The sequence below is a fragment of the Saccharopolyspora sp. NPDC050642 genome (genome assembly GCF_040654735.1).
GTDB lineage: Bacteria > Actinomycetota > Actinomycetes > Mycobacteriales > Pseudonocardiaceae > Saccharopolyspora > Saccharopolyspora elongata.
The window spans coordinates 216,569-235,275 of record NZ_JBFAIN010000011.1; the positions used below are offsets into that span (position 1 = coordinate 216,569).

The 18,707-nt window shown below is 70.8% G+C and carries 18 protein-coding genes and 1 tRNA gene; 12 read left to right on the forward strand and 7 right to left on the reverse strand.

All coding sequences use genetic code 11. The features are described from left to right. Positions 1-45: 45 nt before the first annotated feature. On the reverse strand, positions 46-1,383 hold the full coding sequence (locus AB0H93_RS19795; protein ID WP_358574322.1) for an SLC13 family permease: 1,338 nt from the start codon (positions 1,381-1,383) through the stop codon (positions 46-48). Positions 1,384-1,689: 306 nt separating this feature from the next. Between AB0H93_RS19795 and AB0H93_RS19800 the strand changes: the two genes are divergently transcribed. Genes AB0H93_RS19800 through AB0H93_RS19810 form a run of 3 tightly spaced genes read left to right on the forward strand, consistent with a single transcriptional unit; the run spans position 1,690 to position 4,437 of the window. Beyond that, a complete protein-coding gene (locus AB0H93_RS19800; RefSeq protein WP_358574323.1) occupies positions 1,690-2,901 on the forward strand; it encodes a CaiB/BaiF CoA-transferase family protein in 1,212 nt (403 codons plus the stop codon). A 1-nt stretch (position 2,902) separates the two neighbouring features. Beyond that, positions 2,903-3,799, forward strand: a complete 897-nt coding sequence (locus tag AB0H93_RS19805) for a hydroxymethylglutaryl-CoA lyase (RefSeq protein WP_358574324.1) — start codon at positions 2,903-2,905, stop codon at positions 3,797-3,799. 2 nt (positions 3,800-3,801) lie between these two features. After that, positions 3,802-4,437: a helix-turn-helix domain-containing protein gene (locus AB0H93_RS19810; protein ID WP_358574326.1), complete on the forward strand. Its 636-nt coding sequence runs from the start codon at positions 3,802-3,804 to the stop codon at positions 4,435-4,437. A 113-nt stretch (positions 4,438-4,550) separates the two neighbouring features. On the opposite strand, the gene AB0H93_RS19815 is transcribed toward AB0H93_RS19810, so the two are convergent. Continuing rightward, positions 4,551-5,552, reverse strand: a complete 1,002-nt coding sequence (locus AB0H93_RS19815) for an ABC transporter substrate-binding protein (RefSeq protein ID WP_358574327.1) — start codon at positions 5,550-5,552, stop codon at positions 4,551-4,553. 61 nt (positions 5,553-5,613) lie between these two features. Between AB0H93_RS19815 and AB0H93_RS19820 the strand changes: the two genes are divergently transcribed. Then, positions 5,614-6,552, forward strand: coding sequence for a siderophore-interacting protein (locus AB0H93_RS19820; RefSeq protein WP_358574328.1), 939 nt, complete (start codon positions 5,614-5,616; stop codon positions 6,550-6,552). A gap of 80 nt (positions 6,553-6,632) precedes the next feature. After that, the gene (locus AB0H93_RS19825; protein ID WP_358574329.1) at positions 6,633-7,616 is read left to right on the forward strand and encodes a sigma-70 family RNA polymerase sigma factor; all 984 of its coding nucleotides are present in this window, start codon (positions 6,633-6,635) and stop codon (positions 7,614-7,616) included. A gap of 15 nt (positions 7,617-7,631) precedes the next feature. Here AB0H93_RS19825 and AB0H93_RS19830 read toward each other — a convergent pair whose 3' ends face one another. Next, on the reverse strand, positions 7,632-8,420 hold the full coding sequence (locus AB0H93_RS19830) for an alpha/beta fold hydrolase (RefSeq protein WP_358574330.1): 789 nt from the start codon (positions 8,418-8,420) through the stop codon (positions 7,632-7,634). A gap of 23 nt (positions 8,421-8,443) precedes the next feature. On the opposite strand from AB0H93_RS19830, the gene AB0H93_RS19835 reads away from it, so the two are divergent. The 5 genes from AB0H93_RS19835 (at position 8,444) to AB0H93_RS19855 (ending at position 13,565) form a co-directional block, all read left to right on the forward strand. Next, positions 8,444-8,539: transfer RNA gene (locus AB0H93_RS19835), tRNA-Sec, on the forward strand. 33 nt (positions 8,540-8,572) lie between these two features. Further along, complete coding sequence (selD, locus tag AB0H93_RS19840) at positions 8,573-9,574, forward strand: selenide, water dikinase SelD (RefSeq protein WP_358574332.1); 1,002 nt, start codon at positions 8,573-8,575, stop codon at positions 9,572-9,574. Between the two features lie 300 nt (positions 9,575-9,874). Next, complete coding sequence (locus tag AB0H93_RS19845; protein ID WP_358574333.1) at positions 9,875-11,035, forward strand: LLM class flavin-dependent oxidoreductase; 1,161 nt, start codon at positions 9,875-9,877, stop codon at positions 11,033-11,035. Then, a complete protein-coding gene (locus tag AB0H93_RS19850) occupies positions 11,032-12,399 on the forward strand; it encodes an NtaA/DmoA family FMN-dependent monooxygenase (protein WP_358574334.1) in 1,368 nt (455 codons plus the stop codon). The genes AB0H93_RS19845 and AB0H93_RS19850 overlap by 4 nt, the downstream gene beginning before the upstream one ends. Continuing rightward, the gene (locus AB0H93_RS19855) at positions 12,396-13,565 is read left to right on the forward strand and encodes an MsnO8 family LLM class oxidoreductase (protein WP_358574336.1); all 1,170 of its coding nucleotides are present in this window, start codon (positions 12,396-12,398) and stop codon (positions 13,563-13,565) included. Before AB0H93_RS19850 ends, AB0H93_RS19855 begins: the two co-directional genes overlap by 4 nt. On the opposite strand, the gene AB0H93_RS19860 is transcribed toward AB0H93_RS19855, so the two are convergent. Then, positions 13,562-14,305 carry an SDR family oxidoreductase gene (locus AB0H93_RS19860; protein WP_358574338.1) on the reverse strand — a complete coding sequence of 248 codons (744 nt, stop codon included), beginning with the start codon at positions 14,303-14,305 and terminating at the stop codon, positions 13,562-13,564. The genes AB0H93_RS19855 and AB0H93_RS19860 overlap by 4 nt on opposite strands. A gap of 70 nt (positions 14,306-14,375) precedes the next feature. On the opposite strand from AB0H93_RS19860, the gene AB0H93_RS19865 reads away from it, so the two are divergent. Then, positions 14,376-14,717 (forward strand): hypothetical protein, encoded by a 342-nt coding sequence (locus AB0H93_RS19865; protein WP_358574339.1) that lies wholly within the window; start codon positions 14,376-14,378, stop codon positions 14,715-14,717. A gap of 7 nt (positions 14,718-14,724) precedes the next feature. Here AB0H93_RS19865 and AB0H93_RS19870 read toward each other — a convergent pair whose 3' ends face one another. Together AB0H93_RS19870 and AB0H93_RS19875 are read right to left on the reverse strand one after the other, a co-directional pair. After that, positions 14,725-15,135: a hypothetical protein gene (locus AB0H93_RS19870; protein WP_358574341.1), complete on the reverse strand. Its 411-nt coding sequence runs from the start codon at positions 15,133-15,135 to the stop codon at positions 14,725-14,727. A gap of 75 nt (positions 15,136-15,210) precedes the next feature. Continuing rightward, positions 15,211-15,876 carry a flavodoxin family protein gene (locus tag AB0H93_RS19875; RefSeq protein ID WP_358574342.1) on the reverse strand — a complete coding sequence of 222 codons (666 nt, stop codon included), beginning with the start codon at positions 15,874-15,876 and terminating at the stop codon, positions 15,211-15,213. Between the two features lie 96 nt (positions 15,877-15,972). Here AB0H93_RS19875 and AB0H93_RS19880 point away from each other — a divergent pair, with 96 nt between their 5' ends. Then, positions 15,973-16,887 (forward strand): LysR family transcriptional regulator, encoded by a 915-nt coding sequence (locus AB0H93_RS19880; protein ID WP_358574344.1) that lies wholly within the window; start codon positions 15,973-15,975, stop codon positions 16,885-16,887. Between the two features lie 43 nt (positions 16,888-16,930). Here the strand turns inward: AB0H93_RS19880 and AB0H93_RS19885 are convergent, their stop codons facing one another. Then, positions 16,931-18,280 (reverse strand): DUF222 domain-containing protein, encoded by a 1,350-nt coding sequence (locus tag AB0H93_RS19885; protein ID WP_358574345.1) that lies wholly within the window; start codon positions 18,278-18,280, stop codon positions 16,931-16,933. Between the last annotated feature and the right edge of the window lie 427 nt (positions 18,281-18,707).

An 18,707-nucleotide genomic window follows, 5' to 3' on the forward strand; every position in this document is an offset into this window, starting at 1 on the left:
TTTCGAGCCGTCGCAACGATCCGAAAGGCCCACGGCCCGCCCGGCTCAGAACAGGAGGGCCATGAGCTGGATCGGGATCATGGCGATGACCGACGCCGCCGAGACCGTCAGCGTCACCGACTTCAGCGCTCCCCGCGTCGTCTGCGGCAGCAGGGTCTGCAGCAGCCAGAACGTGTTGCTGGTCGCGTGGATGACGAACAGCGAACCCGCGCCCGCCGCCAGGGCGACGAAGATCGGGTCGATGCCCAGCATCGGCATCACCGGGCCCAGCACGCCCGCGGCGGTGATCGACGCCAGCGTCACCGAGCCGATCGCGATGTGCAGCACCGCGGCCACCAGCCACACCAGCAGCAGCGGCACGACCGTGCTGGTGGAGAAGTAGCCCTTCAGCAGCTCGCCCAGGCCGACGTCCTTCACCGTCTGCGCCAGCGAACCGCCGACACCGGTGAGGATGAGGATCTGGCCGCTCTCGTGGAAACCGCGCTTGAACGCCGCCGCGGTCTGCTCCGCCGGGAGCTTCCAGCGCGCGATGAGCACCGCCCCGATCAGGCCGATGAGCAGGGCGATCACCGGGTCGCCGAGGAAGTCGACCCACGGCGAGGAGAACTCGGCCATCTCCGCGATGGCGCCGAAGGCGATCAGCGTCAGCGCGAGCAGCAGCGGGGCCAGCAGCAGCGGCAGCGGCGGGAGTTCGCGCGGCGACCGCTCTTCCTCCGCGACCTCGGCGACCGGCAGTTCCTCGGTCTCGTCCAGCTTCGGGTTCCACAGGCCGCGCTTGGCCAGCGCGGTGAACAGCGCCAGCGTGACGACGATGGTGAAGACCGCGGTGATGGTGCCGAAGAGGAACATCTTGCCGAACGGCAGGTCCAGCACGCCGGCCAGCGCGACGGCCCCGACGCCGGGCACCACGAACACCAGGCCGACCTCGATGCCCAGCGCCATCGCCGCGCACATCCGGGCCGCGCCGTACGGCCCGATCTGCCGGGACAGCCGGCTGGCCAGCGGCGCGGTGATCACCAGCAGCACGTCCGCGAAGATCGACTGCAGGACCGTGCCGACGGTGACGCCGAAGGTGTAGGGCAGGCTCCGCGGCCCGAAGGTGCGCACGAGCAGGTCGACGAGCTTCTCGATCGCGCCGAGCGAGGCCATCAGCGAGCCGAGCAGCACGCCGAACGCGATCAGCAGTCCGACCTCGGTCATCAGGTCGCCGAAGCCGGTGGTGATGGACTTGATGGTCTGCTCGGGGCCCAGCCCGGAGACCAGGCCGAGGTAGATCGCGCCGAGGACGAGCGCGATGGCCGGGCTGATCTTGGCACGGAGGATGAGCACGACGACGCCGACGATGGTTATCGCGGCGTTGGCGAAGACAACGATGTCCGACATCTATGGGTCCGATTCGTCGGGGTCGGCACGAGCCGACTCCTGAGTTCTGCGGCGAGCAGCGCTTTTCCCGCCGGGCCGGGTTTTGCCCAACCGGCGGCTACGAAGACGGACCGGCGAAGCATACACATCATCGTTGCGTGATCAAGGTCTTGTGAATCCTCATTCGGGTGATTACCGTCCTGTCTTGCCGAATAAAGGCATCAGTTTCCCAAATATTGAAAAGCAGGGGCTTGCGGAGACGGACACCTCCACGCCCCGGGCGCTCACATCGCCCTCGCCGCAACACCGTGAAACAGGAGAAGACCGATGGCGTCCAACGGACACGGGCCCCTCACCGGGGTCCGGGTGGTCGAGCTCGGCAACTTCATCGCCGCCCCGACCGCGGGCCGGATCCTCGCCGAGTTCGGCGCCGACGTCATCAAGATCGAACGCCCCAAGACCGGCGATGAGCTGCGCAACTGGCGGCTGCACGGCGGCGACGTGTCGCTGCTGTTCCGCACCATGGCGCGCAACAAGCGCTCGATGACCCTCGACCTGCGCTCCGCGCCGGGCCAGGACGTCGCGCGGAAGCTGATCGCCGGTGCGGACATCGTGCTGGAGAACTTCCGGCCCGGCACGCTGGAGAAGTGGGGACTCGGCCCGGCGGAGATCCGCCGGGCCAACCCGGGAGCCGTGCTGGTGCGGATCTCCGGGTTCGGGCAGACCGGGCCGTACCGGGAGCGCCCGGGCTTCGGCGGTGTCGCCGAGGCCTTCGGCGGCGTGCGGCACCTGACCGGCTATCCGGGCATGCCGCCGGTGCGCACCGGCGTCAGCCTGGCCGACTCGGTGGCCGGGCTCTACGCGGTCATCGGCGCGTTGATGGGATTGCTGCGCCGCCGCTCCGGGGAGCCCGGCGAGACCGTCGACGTCGCGCTGTACGAGGCGATCTACTCGCTGATGGAATCCTCGGTGCCGGACTTCGACGCGTTCGGCGTCACCCGGGAGGCCACGGGGGCGACGATCCCCGGGGTCGTTCCGTCGAGCACCTACCGGTGCGCCGACGGCAAGTACGTGGTGGTCGGTGGCAACAACAACGCCATCTACGCCCGGCTGATGAACCTGATCGACCGCCCCGACCTGGCCGACGATCCCGCGCTGCAGACGAACGTGGGCCGGGTCGAGCGGGGCGCGGAGATCGACGAGGCGATCGGCTCCTGGACGGCGCGGCTGGACAGCCCCCGGGTGCTGGAGCTGCTCGCCGGTGCGTCCGTCCCCAGTGGACCCATCTACGACGTGCCGGACATCGTGGCCGATCCGCACTTCGCGGCCCGCGGGATGCACGAGCGGCACCCGGTGCGCATCGAGGGCGACGAGACCCGCGAGGTGCTGTTCCCCGGCATCGTCCCGAAGCTGACCGAAGAACCGGGCGGCACCCGCTGGCTCGGCCCGGAACTGGGCGAGCACACCGACGAGGTGCTGGCCGAGCTGGGGCTCTCCCCGACCGAGACCGCCGGGCTGCGGGCCGAAGGAGTGATCTGAATTGGTACTCATCACCGAGGTGTCGCTGCGCGACGGGCTGCAGATCGAGCCGGTGATCGTGCCCACCGCCGACAAGGTCCGCTTCGGCGAACTGCTGGTCGACGCGGGTTTCAAGCACCTGGAGATCGGCTCGTTCGTCAACCCGAAGCGGGTGGCGACGATGGCCGACACCGCCGAGGTCGTCGCGGGCCTCGCCGGCCAGCCGGCGACCTTCCACACGCTGGTGCTCAACGAGCGGGGCGCGCAGCGCGCCGTCGAGGCGGGCGCGAAGAACGTGCGGCTGGTGCTTTCGGCCAGCGAGGGCCACAGCGTGTCGAACGCCGGTGTCGGCACGGCGGAGGCGATGCAGCGCATCGCGCGGGCCGCCGAGATCGTGCACGACGCGGGAATCCGCACCGAAGGCTGCATCGCGACCGCGTTCGTCTGCCCCTTCGACGGCGACACCCCGGTGGAGCGCGTCGTCCGGGTCGCGCGGCACTACGCGGACATCGGCGTCGACGTGCTGCACCTCGCGGACACCATCGGCGCGGCTTCGCCGGGCGACATCAACCGCGCCGTCACCGCGGTGCGCGACATCTTTCCCGTGGAGCGAACGGGTCTGCACCTGCACAGCACCTACGGCATGGCCGACGCCAACGCCTGGGAGGCCTACCGCTGCGGCATCCGGCGCTTCGACGCCGCGCTCGGCGGGCTCGGCGGCTGCCCGTTCGCGCCGGGCGCGACCGGCAACATCGCCGCCGACGACCTGATCCACCTGTTCCACCGGGAAGGCATCGACACCGGTATCGACGTGTCCAAGCTCGGCGCGCTGCGCGAGCACCTCGCGGGGCTGGTCGGGCACGCGCTGCCGTCGGCGCTGGCGAAGATCCCGGCCGCGCCCGCAGAAGTCCGGCGCTAGCCGTGGCCGCGGAACCGTTCACCACCGGCGTCGGCGTCCTGGACCGCTCGGTGGCCATCCTGGACTGCGTGGAAAGCCACCCGATGGGCACCAGCGAACTGGCCAGGACGCTCGGCCTGACGGTGTCCACCGCGCACCGGCTGGCCACCGCCCTCGTCGCGCACGGCCTGCTGCGGCGCGACGCGGCGGGCTGCTTCCACCTCGGCCCGCGCTTCGCGACCTCGGCGCTGGCCGAGACCGCGCTGCCGGTGCTGGAGGAATTGTGCGCGGCGGCGGCGGAATCGGTGCAGTTGTGGGTCCGGCGGGCGGACCACCGGCTGTGCATCGTGAGCGTCGAGTCGCCGGAGGAACTGCGGGCCAGCCAGCCCGTGGGCACCCTGCTCCCGTTCCCGCACGGATCGTCCGGCCAGGTACTGCTCGGCGAGCGGAACCCGGACGGCCACGACTGGGTCGAGAGCGTCCAGGCCCGCGCGCCGGGCGTCGGTTCGGTCAGCGCTCCGGTGCGCCTGCACGGCGACACGATCGCGGCGGTGTGCCTTTCGGCGCCGACGCAACGACTCCTGCCGAGCCCCGGCCGGCGCTTCGGCGCCCAGGTCGTCGCTGCCGCGGAGCGGATCGGAGCGGCCCTCGGCGGCTAGTGCGCGGCCGCCACTGGGCGAACGGGTTCGACGGCGATCCGGCGGACGGGTAAAGCAGAACCCCCGACACCTCCGTCCACATCGGACGGCGATGCCGGGGGTTCGCGGCCGGCTCAGCGGGGCAGCTGGGACTCCAGCTGGTCCGCCAGCTCGTTCATGATCCCGGCGTAGCTGGCATAGCTCATCGGCGCGACCGCGTCCCATTCGACGAAGCGGTTCGCGGCGGCTGCCGGGTGCGAGGCGAACACCGGGTTCTCCTTCATCTGCTCCGGCTTCATCGAGGCCGACCGGGCGTCCCACAGCAGGACGTCGCCGGGATAGGCGTTGGCCTTCTCCCAGGACAGCCGCTCGAAGTAGCCGCCACCGGCCACGTCCGGGTTCTTCGGCGTCGTGATAGGCAGGCCCAGCTCCTTGACGTAGTAGTCCAGGTCCGGGTTGCGGGCCGGGACCACCACGAAGTACTCCTCCTTGGTGCCGCCCACGGCCAGGATCGACTTGCCCTCGGCGCGCATCCGCGCCCCGATGTCGCGCAGGCGCTGGGCGGCCGCGTTGAACCGGTCCTCGTCGGCCTTCACCCGCTCCGAGTCGACGTCGCCGCCGAGCGCGCGGGCCAGCTCCTTGTACTTGCGGATGGCCTCGGGCAGCGCGATCCCCGACTGCTGGACGCCGACGGTCGGCACGATCCGCTTGACCGCCTCCTCCTGGTCCTGGACCAGGTGCCAGAGACCTTCGAACTCCGCGTACTTGCCGCTGACCAGCAGATCCGGGTTGAGGGAGGTCAGCCGCTCCATGTTCACCTCGCCGTAGCCCGGCCCGGTGACGTCGGTGACCTGGCGGGGATCGATGCTGCCCGCCTCCGGCTCGGTGGAGCCGTCGTCGCGCACCAGCGGCCCGAAGGTGCCGGCCACGTTGACCCCGAAGTCCTTCAGCGCGCCGGCCGCCGAGACCTGCGCGACGACTCGCTCCGGGCGCTTGTCCGCCGTTACGGTGATCCCGCGATCATCGGTGTAGGACCACCCGGCACCCGCCTGATCGTTCTGACCAGGCGAAGCGCATGCCGCCAGCGAGCCGGCGGCGACGAGCAACGCGGCAGCCGCTCGGATCTTGTGACGCAAACCAACCTCCCCATTTCCGTAAGGCTAGGCTAACCTAGCACTCGATCTCGGGAGGTTACGGATGCCAGGTACGCGGACCGCGCAGTCGACCGAGCACAAGCCCGTCTACCGGACGTTCCCGGTCGAAGTCGCGCGGGTGCAACGGCTCGGCCCGAGCTTCGTCCGGATCACCTTCACCGCCGAGTGCCTGCGCTCCTTCGGCGCTGGCGGACACGACCAGCGGATCAAGCTGGTGCTCCCGCAGCCGGGCCGCACCCTCGCGGACTTCCCGAGCGGCCCCGACTGGTACCAGCGGTGGCTGGCGATGCCCGACGAGATCCGCCCGAACCTGCGCACCTACACGGTCCGGTCCTACCGCGGCGAATCCGCCGAGCTCGACGTCGACTTCGTGCTGCACGGCGGCCCCGGCCACGGCGGCCCCGCCTCGAACTGGGCGGCGCAGGCGCGGCCCGGCGACGAGATCGGCCTGCTCGGCCCCGACCGGCCGGGCACCGGCCGCATGTGGGGCTGCGAGTGGGCGCCGCCCGCGGCGGCCAGCCACCTGGTGCTCGCCGGCGACGAGACCGCCGTGCCCGCCGTCGCCTCCATCGTCGAATCGCTCCCGCCGTGCGCTCGCGGCATCGTCTGCCTCGAAGTGCCGGAGGAGCACGACCGGCAGGACTGGAACCTGCCCGACGGCGTCGAGGTGCGCTGGTTCCCCCGGTGCGCGGCGATGCCGCACGGCAAGCTGCTGGAGGAAGGCGTCGCCGCGGCCCTGAACGAGCTGCGCCCGACGTCGCGCGGCGGCGCGGTCGACCTGGACGACGTCGACGTGGACACCACGACGCTGTGGGAGGTGCCCGACGCGCCCACCGACGCGGCCTCCCCCAACGCCTTCTACGGCTGGCTGGCCGGCGAGGCGGGCGTGATCAAGCGGCTGCGGCGAATGCTGGTGAGCGACTACGGCATTCCGAAGCAGGCGGTCGCCTTCATGGGCTATTGGCGCGAGGGCCACTGCTGACCTCCTGATCTGTCGGTGCCTTCGGTTACTGTGCTCTGCGACACCAAAAGTCCAGGACAGGTAGCCGAAGGGGCGCAGTCATGGCCGCCACGACCACCATGGCCAACGACGATTTCGTCGCGCAGGCCGACCCGTACCGCCGGGAACTGCTCGCGCACTGCTACCGGATGCTCGGCTCGCTGCACGACGCCGAGGACCTGGTGCAGGAGACGTACCTGCGCGCCTGGCGCGCCTACGACCGGTTCGAGGGCCGCTCGTCGCTGCGCACCTGGCTCTACCGGATCGCCACCACCACCTGCCTGACCGCGCTGGAGAACCGGAAGCGCCGCCCGCTGCCGACCGGCCTGGGCGGCCCCACCGACGACCCCGGCGGCGAGCTGGTCGAACTCCCCGAGGTGGCGTGGCTGGAACCTGTCCCCGACGGCATGGTCGCCGACGAGCACACCGATCCCGCGGCGATCGTCGGCGCGCGGGAGAGCACCCGGCTGGCGTTCATCGCCGCCCTGCAGCACCTGCCCGCCCGGCAGCGCGCGGTGCTGATCCTGCGCGACGTGCTGAAGTGGAAGGCCGCCGAGGTCGCCGACGCGCTCGGCATCAGCACGGCCGCGGCCAACAGCGTCCTGCAGCGCGCCCGGGCCCAGCTCGACCAGGTCAAGCCATCCGAGGACGACACCCCGCAGCCGCTGAGCAGCGAGCAGCGGCAGCTGCTGGAGCGCTACGTGGCGGCGTTCGAGGCCAAGGACATCCCGGCCATCGTGCAGATGTTCACCGACGACGCGGTCTGGGAGATGCCGCCGATCGCGACGTGGGTGCGCGGCGCGGAGCACATCGGCCAACTGGTCGATCTCCAGTGCCCGGCCGGTCCGGGCGAGATGCGGCTGCTGCCGGCGCGGGCGAACGGCCAGGTCGCCTTCGGCGTGTACCGGCTCGAGCCCGACGGCGTGTTCCGGCCGTTCCACCTGCAGGTGCTGGACTTCGACGGCGCGAAGGTCAAGCACACCGTCGCGTTCTTCGACGTCAGCCTGTTCCCCAAGTTCGGCCTGCCCGACACCTGCCCGGCGTGATCCCGCGCAGGGCGGCTAGCTCAGCGGGTGCGCGGCGAGGAACCGCAGCACGGCGCCGGAGGATTCGGCTTGCTGCTCCTCGAAGTAGGCGTGGCGGGCACCCTCGAGGTAGTGCAGTTCGGCACCGGCGATGCGTTCGGCGAGGATCGCGGCGTTCTCCGCCGGGCTGAAGATGTCGTCGGTGCCGTGCAGCACCAGCGTCGGCGCCGTCACCCGGTCCAGCTCCGCCCAGCTGTCGTGGCCGTTGCTGGCCCGGAGGTGCCCGCGCCGGGCGTGGTGGGGCATCGGGCCGCCGAGCGTGACGTACGGGCCGGGGTGGGTCCGCACCCATCCCGGCGTGTACATCAGGTCGATCAGGGCTTGGCGCGCCGCGTCCGCCGACGGCTGCGCCAGGGACCGGGTCACCTCGGCGTCGGCGCGCAGCCCGCGGGTGCCGCCGACCGAGGTGCAGCCCAGCACCAGCGCACCGACCCGGTCCGGGTGGTCGATCGCCACCCACTGCGCCACCTTGCCGCCCATCGAGGTGCCGTAGACGTGGGCTCGCGCCAGGCCCAGGTCGTCGAGGACGGCGATCACATCGCCCGCGAAACGGCGGACGCCGTACTCCACGTCGGCGGGCTTGTCGCTCTGCCCGGTGCCGAGGTAGTCCAGCACGATCGTCCGGTAATCGTCCTCGAAATCGGCATGCACGTTGTCCCACCAGTGGTGGGTGTTCGCCTGCCCGCTCAGCAGCACCAGCGGTTCGCCGGAACCCCGGACCTGGTAGTAGATCTTGGCTTGGTCAGCTGTCGTCGCGAACGGCACGCGAACATCCTAGAGTGGCCGGCGGAGACGTCTGGGCGCCTGGTGGCCCCCTCGGCCTTCAAAGCCGGTGGCACCGAGCACCTCGGTGCGGCGGGTTCGATTCCCGTCCGTCTCCGCCAGTGCACCCGCCCTCGACGTGCTGCAATGGGGCCATGCCCGGAACCGCGGCGATTCGCCTGACCCAGTACGCGCACGGCGGCGGCTGCGCCTGCAAGATCCCGCCCGGCGAACTGGAGTCGGTCGTCGGCGGCTTGACGCCCGCCGTCGAACGACCGAACGCAGAGCTGATCGTCGGCCTGGACACCGGCGACGATGCCGCCGTGGTGCGCGCCGGCGGCGGGCCGGCGATCGTGGCCACCACGGACTTCTTCACGCCCGTCGTGGACGATCCCTACGACTGGGGCCGCATCGCCGCCACGAACGCGCTGTCCGACGTCTACGCGATGGGCGGGACGCCGATCGTCGCGGTCAACCTGCTCGGCTGGCCGCGCGACGTCCTGCCGTTCGAGCTGGCGGCGGAGGTGCTGCGCGGCGGTTGCGACGCCGCCGGGGCGGCGGGCTGCCACGTCGGCGGCGGGCACAGCGTCGACGATCCCGAGCCGAAGTACGGGCTGGCGGTCACCGGCCTGGTCGAGCCGGATCGGTTGCTGCGCAACGACACCGCGCGTCCCGGCCTGCCGCTGTCGCTGACGAAACCACTGGGCATCGGCGTCCTCAACACCCGGCACAAGAGCACCGGCGAACGCTTCGAGCAGGCGATCGACGCGATGACGACGCTGAACCGCGATGCCGCCGCCGCGGCGGCGCGGGCGGGGGCGGTGTGCGCGACCGACGTCACCGGATTCGGCTTGCTGGGCCACCTGTTCAAGACGATGCGCGCCTCCGGCACCGCCGCCGAGATCGACGTGGCCGCAGTGCCCTACCTCGACGGCGCACGGGATGCGGTGCGGGCCGGGTTCGTCAGCGGCGGCACCCGCCGGAACCTCGACTGGGTCCGGCCGCACCTCGATCCTGGTTCGGCGCCGGAAGAAGACCTGCTGCTGCTCGCCGACGCGCAGACCTCCGGCGGGCTGCTCGTGGTCGGTGAGGTGCCCGGCGCGGCGGTGATCGGCCGGGTGGTCCCCGCGGGCGCCGCGACGATTTCGCTGCTCTGAAACGCATCCGCCCACATCGTGGGCAGCCGCGATGATCCATTGACGCTTCCCCGGGACGCTTCTAGCGTTCTAGGCATGGCTCACTCGGTGCAGTTGGTCACCAGGGACCACGTCGACCTCCTCCGGGTGAGCTCCGCCGCCTGTCCGCGGCGCTGAGCGCCCGCAGTCCCGCGCTTCTCCCGGCATCGTTCGCCGGTCCCATTCGCCGCTTCCCCCGGCGCCGTTCCCGCGCGCCTCCGGCGCGCTCGCCCTCTTCAATCCACTGTGGAGTCAACTCCGCCCGGCAGCAAGGACCTGCAGATGGCACCACGACCGAACCTGCACCTCGCGGTGGCGCTGGACGGCGCCGGCTGGCATCCCGCCGCGTGGCGGGAGGAATCCGCCCGTCCCGCCGAGCTCTTCACCGCCGACTACTGGGTCGACGTCGTGCGGGAAGCGGAGCGCGGACTGCTCGACCTCGTCACGATCGAGGACTCGCTCGGCCCGCAAACCACCCTCGACGAGGGCCCGGACGACCGGACCGACCAGGTGCGCGGCCGGCTCGACGCCGGGCTGATCGCCGCCCGCGTCGCGCCCCGCACCACGCACATCGGCCTGGTGCCCAGCGCGGTCGTCACCCACACCGAGCCGTTCCACATCTCCAAGGCGGTCGCCAGCCTGGACTACATCAGCGCCGGCCGCGCGGGCTGGCAGGCGCAGGTTTCGGGGCGCCGCAGCGAGGCCGCGCACTTCGGCCGTCGCGAGGTCGACCCCGTGGAGCTGTTCGACGAGGCCGCGGACTACGTGGAGGTGGTCCGCCGGCTGTGGGACAGCTGGGAGGACGACGCGGAGATCCGCGACGTCGCGACCGGCCGGTTCATCGACCGCGACAAGCTGCACTACATCGACTTCGCCGGGAAGTGGTTCGACGTCAAGGGACCGTCGATCACGCCCCGGCCGCCGCAGGGCCAGCCGCTGGTGACGGCGCTCGCGACGGACGCGGCCGCCCACCGGTTCGCCGCCCGCGCCGCGGACATCGCCTTCACCACCCCGCACGACGCGGAGCAGGCGCGGATCGTCGTCGAGCGGATCCGCGCCGAACAGCTCGACGCCGGGCGGGAGCACGACGCCTTGCACGTCTTCGGCGAGCTGGTCGTTTTCCTCGGCGAAGGCGCGGCCGAGCGCAAGGCGCGGCTGGACGAACAGGACGGCTCGGTGTCCACATCGGACGCACCGGTGTTCACCGGCACCGCGACCGAACTCGCCGACCGGCTGCTCGCCTGGCGCGAGGCGGGGCTTTCCGGATTCCGGTTGCGGCCCGCTGCCATCCCGCACGACCTGACCGCGATCACCCGGGACCTCGTCCTGGAACTGCAACGGCGCGGGGCGTTCCGCACCGCGTACGAGGCCGACACGCTGCGCGGCCTGTTCGGCCTGCCCCGGCCCGCCAGCCGCTACGCCACCGCCGGAGGACACCAGTGAGCAAGCAGATTCACCTGGCAGCGCACTTCCCGGGCGTGAACAACACGACGGTGTGGAGCGATCCGGCTTCGCTGAGCCAGATCGAGTTCTCCTCGTTCGCGCACCTGGCGCGCACCGCCGAGCGCGGGAGGTTCGACTTCCTGTTCCTCGCCGAAGGGCTGCGGCTGCGCGAGCACGCCGGGAAGATCTACGACCTGGACGTGGTGGGCCGCCCGGACACCTTCACGGTGCTGGCCGGGCTGGCCGCCGTCACCGAACACCTCGGGCTGGCGGGCACGATCAACTCGACGTTCAACGAGCCCTACGAGGTGGCCCGGCAGTTCGCCAGCCTCGACCACCTCTCCGGCGGCCGGGCGGCCTGGAACGTCGTCACGTCGTGGGATGCGTTCACCGGCGAGAACTTCCGGCGCGGCGGCTTCCTGCCAGAAGACCAGCGCTACGAACGCGCCGAGCGGTTCCTGCGCACCGCGTGGGAGCTCTTCGACTCGTGGCACGGCGACGAGGTCGTCGCCGACAAGGAATCCGGGACCTTCCTCGACGACCCGCTGGCCGGTTCCTTCGCGCACCGCGACGCGCATTTCGACATCTCGGGCCGCTTCAACGTGCCGCGCAGCCCGCAGGGCCGGCCGGTCATCTTCCAGGCCGGCGATTCCGACGCGGGCCGCGAGTTCGCCGCCTCGGCCGCCGACGCGATCTTCACCGGCCACGGAACCCTGGAGGCGGGCAAGGCGTTCTACGCGGACGTCAAGGGCAGGCTCGCGCGGCACGGCAGGTCCCGCGACGAGCTCCTGGTGTTCCCGGCGACGACCGTCGTGCTCGGCGACACCGACGCGGAGGCCCACGAACGCGCCGCGCACATCCGGCGTCAGCAGGTCAGCGGGCAGACCGCCATCCGGTTCCTGGAACAGCTCTGGAACACCGACCTCAGCGACTTGGACCCGGACGGACCGCTGCCGGAGTTCGACCCGGCGGTCGGCACCGACACGATCACCAAGGGCCGGGCCAGCACCCGCCGGCACCGCGACCCGATCGCCATCGCCCGGCAGTGGCGCGAGCTGGCGGAGGCCAAGCAGCTGTCGATCCGCGAGCTGATCATCGAGGTCACCGCGCGGCAGTCGTTCATCGGCACCGCGGCGAGCGTGGCCGAGGCGATGAACCGGTCCGTGCAGGAAGAGGCGTCGGACGGCTTCATCCTCGTCCCCCACCTCACCCCCGGCGGCCTGGACGAGTTCGTCGACACCGTGGTGCCGCTGCTGCAGGAACGAGGCGTGTACCGCACCGAGTACCCGGGTGCCACGCTGCGCGAGAACCTCGGGCTGCCGCCGCTGGAAAACCCCCGGCAGAGCGCGAAGACCGCATCATGACCGAGCCGTCCCGGAGGTCGCCGGTGTCCACCCCCCTCTCCGTCCTCGACCTGTCCCCCATCGTGTCCGGGCAGGGTCCGGCGGACGCCCTGCACAACACCATCGACCTCGCGAAGCGCACCGAACACCTCGGCTACCGGCGCTACTGGGTCGCCGAGCACCACCTCACGCCCGGCGTCGCCTCGGCGGCGCCGGCGGTGCTGATCGCGCTGATCGCGGGTGCGACCAACCGCATCCGGGTGGGTTCGGCGGCGGTGCTGCTGGGCCACCACGCCCCGCTGGTGGTCGCCGAGCAGTTCGGTACGGTCGCGCAGCTGCACCCGGGCCGCATCGACCTCGGCCTGGGGCGCTCGGGGCTGGTGCGCGGCCGGGACTTCGCGCGCCGGTTCGCCGATCCGGCCGACGGCCCGGCGCCCGCGGGGAAGGTGGTCGACGGCCTGCTGATCCCGCCCAAGCCGCGGGCGCTGGCCAAGTCGAAGCGGTTCCTGGCCCGCATCGAGGAGCAGCAGCGGCTGCTCAGCACCGGCGATCCGGCGGAAGCACCGCTGGACTACCGCACCCAGGTCGAGCACGTCCTGCAGTTCGTCGGCGGCGACTTCCGGTCCTCCAGCGGCGAACCGGTGCACGCCGTGCCCGTCGAAGGTGCCGATCTCGACGTCTGGGTCCTCGGCTCCAGCGCCGGTGAGAGTTCGGCCGCGGCGGGGTCGCTGGGCCTGCCGTTCGCGGCGAACTACCACGTCAGCCCGTCCACGGTGCTGGAGGCGGTCGCGTCCTACCGGGAAGGTTTCGCGGCTTCCGCGAAGCTGGCCCGGCCCTACGTGGTGGTGTCGGCGGACGTGGTGGTCGCCGACACCGACGAGCAGGCCCGGGACCTCGCCGCCCCGTACGGGCCATGGGTGCACAGCATCCGCACCGGGGAGGGCGCGATCCCGTTCCCCAGCCCGACCGAAGCCGCCGAGTTCCGGTGGACCGACCAGGCGCGGGAGATCGTCGCCGACCGGGTGGACACGCAGATCGTCGGCGAGCCGGAGGCGGTGGCGCGCAAGCTGGCGACGCTGCGCGACGCCACCGGCGCCGACGAGCTCGTGATCACCACGGTCACGCACGACCACGCCGACCGGGTTCGCTCCTACGAGCTGCTCGCGAAGGCCTGGCAGGCGGCCTAACCGCGGCCGATGAACGGCATCGCGGTGGCGGTGACGGTCAGGAACTGCACGTTGGCGTTCAGCGGCAGGCCCGCCATGTAGAGCACGGCGTCGGCCACGTGCCGGGCGTCGAAGGTCGGCTCGGGGCGCACCGAGCCGTCCGCCTGCACCGCGCCGGTGGCGATGCCCGCGGTCATCTCGGTGGCGGCGTTGCCGATGTCGATCTGCCCGCAGGCGATGTCGTAGGGCCGGCCGTCCAGCGAGATCGACTTGGTCAGGCCGGTGATGGCGTGCTTGGTGGCGGTGTAGGCGACGCTACGCGGCCGCGGGCTGTGCGCGGAGATCGAGCCGTTGTTGATGATCCGGCCGCCCTGCGGGTCCTGCTCCCGCATGACGCGGAAGGCGTGGTGCGCGCACAGGAACGAGCCGGTCAGGTTGGCCTGCACGACGGCCTGCCAGTCCGAATAGGACAGTTCGCCGACCGAGCCGGCGGCGCCGAAGGTGCCCGCGTTGTTGACCAGCAGGTCCACCCGGTCCCAGGCGTCGCGGACGCCGTCGAACAAAGCGGCGACCGACTCCGGGTCGCCGACGTCGGTCGGCACCACGAGAGCGGCGTCCGAGCCCTGCGCGGTCTCCTGCAGCGGCTCGGGCCGCCGCCCGGCCAGCGCGACCCGGTAGCCCGCGCCGAGCAGCGCCCGCGCGATCTCACGCCCCACACCTGATCCGGCCCCGGTCACCACCGCGACTCGCATGTCGCTCATCAGCCCTCCCGTCGGTCATTGCCAGCGGGCTCATTGATACCCCACGGCCGCGCACGGGTACCCCGGCGCCATGAGCATGCGTCCACGAAGCGTGCGAGCGGCGCTGTGCGGCCCGGCGTTGCTCGCGGCGCTCGCCGCACCGGCGGGCTGCGCCGAAGCACCGACGAACTTCCCGGTCGCGCCAGTGCAGGTGCAGAGCGGGGAGGTGACGGTGCGCGGCGTCGTGCGCAGCGGAGTCGAGCAGGGATGCCTGGTCCTCGCCACCGCCGACCGGGAGTACCTGCTGGTGCATCCCCCGTCCACGCTGCGTCCGGGCGTGACCGCCGTGGTCCGCGGCAGGATCGAGCCGGGCATGGTCACGACCTGCATGCAGGGCACGCCGCTGGTGGTCTCGGAGGCGCACACCGGGTGAGCCGGCATCAACGGATGCCCCTGACCTCCTTCCCGTGCAGGGCGAGCGCGTAGATGACGATCAGGTCCAGCACGATGACGATGCTGGACCAGACCGGGGAACCGAGGAAGAACGCGATGTTGGTGAGCAGGCTCAGCACTGCGAAGGCGATCGCGACCATGCGCGCCCACATCCAACCGGACATCACCCCGACGCCGGCGGCGGCGAGGACGACGCCGAGCACGACGTAAGCCCAGCCGACGTGGACGAGCGCGGGCGTGCCGACCGGTGTGGCGAGGCTGTTCCCGGAGCGAGCGAATGCCGTGATGCCGTAGATCACCTGAACGACGCCGACGATCAGCAGGACGACGCCGGCGAAGATGACCCACCCCAGCCACCGGGTGGGAAAGCCGCGATGCGGCACGTTGTGGGACGTCATGGTTCGGCTCCCTCCGCGGACTCCACCGCCAAAGGGTTGCGACGCGCCCCAAGACGATCCAGGGCCGAATTGCCTCTAATCCGGCGTGCCCACCGCCGCGTCGGCCCAGACGGTGGAGGAGCGCGGGGTGTCGATGCGGTAGTCGGTGGCGCGCGCGTCGAACAGCCGGACGCCCAGGTCGAAGGCCTTGCCGAGCGGATCGCCCGGATCCCGGGCGACTTCGCCGCGCGAGTTGCCGAAGCCCTGCACGACGCCGACGAAGTCGTGGTGAAGGTAGCGCGCGAGCTCCTGCAGGTGCGCGGTGACGCCCACCAGCGAGCCGGGGTAGGTCTCCTCCGAGCTGACCACGGCGGCCAGCCGCTTGTTCACCAGCCGCCGCTTGACGTGCTCGTGCTCCGGATAGCCGGATGCCTCGTAGCAGAAGATCCGGTCGATGAAGACCTTCAGCTGCCCGGAGATGCCGTACCAGTAGAGGGGCGTGGCGAGCACGAGCGCATCGGCGGGGAGGACCTTGCCCACCAGGAGGTCCTCGTAGTCGTCGTCGATGGAGCAGCGCCCGGCGGCGTTGCGGCATACCCGGCAGTCGCGCAGCGGCGCCGAGACCACGTCGGAGAGATCGACGATCTCCACGTCGTGACCGGCCTGCGAGGCCCCGGCGAGCACCGACTCGGCGAGCATTCGGGAATTTCCGTCCTTGCGCGGACTGGAGCTCAATGCAAGAACTTTCACCGGGAAAGACACCCCCGTTGATCGCGGCGTATGTGCAGCTCAATGCTCACCAGAAACAACCATGAAGACAAGCAGGACATTAAGGCCGGTACTGGTAAGCTTTTGTGCATGTTCGACCCGACCCGGCTGCGCCTCCTGGTCGCCCTCCACGAACAAGGAACGTTGCACGCCGCAGCGGCCGCACTGCACGTTTCACCGTCCGCCGCCTCACAACAGCTGGCGACCCTCACGAAGGAAGCGGGGACACCGCTGACGGAGGTCGACGGCCGTCGCTTGCGCTTCACCGAAGCCGGCCGCGTCCTGGTGGACCACGCATACGCGCTGCTCGCCAACCTGGAACGCGCGTTCGGCGACGTGCAGGCGGCGACCCAGGGCGACCTGGGACAGCTCTGCGTTGGCGGTGTCCCGTCGCTGATCCCGACGGTGCTGATCCCGGCGGCGCAGGCCATCCGCGAACAGCACCCGAGACTGCGGGTAGGCATCCACGAGATCGCGGTGCCGGACTGCCTGGACCAGCTCTGCAACGGCGACCTGGACGTGATCGTCTCCGTGACGGCGGACGTGGCGCTACCCGACGACGACCCGAGGTGCACCCGCATCGAACTCGGCACCGACGACTGCCACCTCGTGGTCCCGGCAACCCACCCGATCACCGACCACGAAGCGGCCGACCTGAAGCGGCTGGCCGACGAGGACTGGATCAGCACGGCGGCGGGAGACGCCTGCGACCAACTGCTGCACTCGACGTGCGCAGCAGCAGGCTTCCGCCCCAACATCCGGCACCGGGCCAGCGACTGGGCCGCGATCGCCGCCCTGGTCGAGGCGGGACTGGGCATCGCCCTCGTGCCGAGCCACGCCCGCCTACCGACCACGGCGGCGCTGACCACGATCGACATCGAGGGCGGCCCGGTACAACGACGAATCCACGCAACGATCCGCCGAGGAACCGAAACCCGGCCAGCGGTGGCCCACTACCTCACAACCCTGAAAACGGCCGTTGCCCAGCACTGCGCATCCGGATAGCGACGAACGACTTCAAGAGGCCGACCCAAACGATCAGAGGGCGTCACGATTCGCCCGCCGGGCCCCGTGGTGCGGGGATGAGCTCCCGGAGGTACTCGCGATGCTGGGCGGGTAGCGCTCTGCCGCCTGGTCTGGGTGTTCGTCTGGGGTCCACTGTGGGCGGTGGGATGAATTGGGGCCGCCCGTCACGCATGGTGATGTCCCAGCGCTGGTTGTGAAGCGAGCGGTGGTGGTGTGCGCAGAGCATGACCATGTTGTCCAAATCAGTGGCACCACCGTCGGCCCAGTGCTGGACGTGGTGCGCTTCGGAAGTTCCCGGCGGTCGGTCGCACCCGGGGAAGGCACACACGCCATCGCGCCGGAGTAGCGCGGCTCGAATGTGCGTGGGCGCGGTTCGCTTCGCCCTGCCCACATCCAACGGGAGACTGTCGCCGTCGAGGACGATCGGCAGGAATTCGGCGTCGCAGGCGATCCTGCGTGCGTTCTGGGCAGTGATGGCGCGTTCGGTGTTGAGCGTGCCGGGCATGCCGTCCTCGCCGATGACCTCCAAGCCCCGCTTGAGGTCCTCGAAGTCGATGGCGATGGTCATCTGCGGCCGCTGTCCACCGGTGCGCGGCATTCCGTCGTGGTCCAGCGCCAGATCCAGCAGCGCCGCGAACCCGTCCGCGTTCCGCTGCCCGGCCGTGCGCGGGTCTTTCTCTCCGTCGATCTCGGGTCGGGGCGCGGCCAGCGGTTGCATGAGCGCAGCGAACTTCGCCCCGGTTTCACGGTCCAGCTTCGCCTTGATGACGGTCATCCCGTCCCGGGCGGTCGCGTAGTGCAACTCGCGTGCTTCGTGCTGGGTTTCTTCGTCGCGGAAGGCGCCGTCCTGGTCGAGCAGGTAGCGGATGCGTTCGGCGAGTTTCTCCAACTCCCTCGGCGGCATCGTCCGCGCATACCCGGCGAGGGTTGATTCGACCTCGGCGACCTGGTGGCAGCGCGCGTACCCGGGCAGGCGTCGGATGCCGTTGACGATGACACGCGCGTGCTCCAGCCCGATCGCACCTTCAGAGAGAGCGTGAGCTGTGTCGGGCAGGTCCGGAGGCATCGTCTCGCCATACAGGGTCCGCCGGTCTTCAACATTGCGGGCCACCGTGACACGGCTTTTCGCGTCACGCGGGTCGATGTTGAGAAGCCCCTGTAGCCAGACTTGGAGTGATCGGGCGGTGGTGTCGGTGTGGATGGCTCGGTGGTCGGCTTCGGCGATGTATTGCAGTTGCTCCCACATCAGCACCCGCATCTCCTTCTCCAGTTCTTGGATGCGGGTGGCGAGTTCGGTGTCGGTGCAGGACACCGCCGACCACGGACCAACGAGGCCCCCGGTCGAATCCTGGGTGTTCAGTAGCGGTGTCATACCTCCATTCTCCTGATTCGAACGCGCGTTCGCACTGCTTTTATCGTCGCTTGATCAGGTGAAACACCCCGCCACAGGCCGTGAAAACTGTTCCATGTCAAGGGAAACGGTCACGACACGCCGAAGGCGACCCCCTCCACCACCAAACCCCGCGCCACTATCGGCCGTGCACCGTGCCCGGCAACCAGGAGTCAATTCCCCGCGAAATCGAGCCACCCCCACAACGGCCCAACCCCTGCGACGGATCACCCCGAAACCAAACCCCACCAGCCCCGGCCAACCCGAAAACGGCCACCCCGCAACGCAAGCCGCAAACGAGCCAACCCACACCGGGCCATCCCCGCGATACAAAGCCGCCCAGGGGCTGCGGGCCGGAGGTCAAGCCTGAAACCCCGAAGGGGCGGCCGCCAGGCCGGGCTTGACCTCC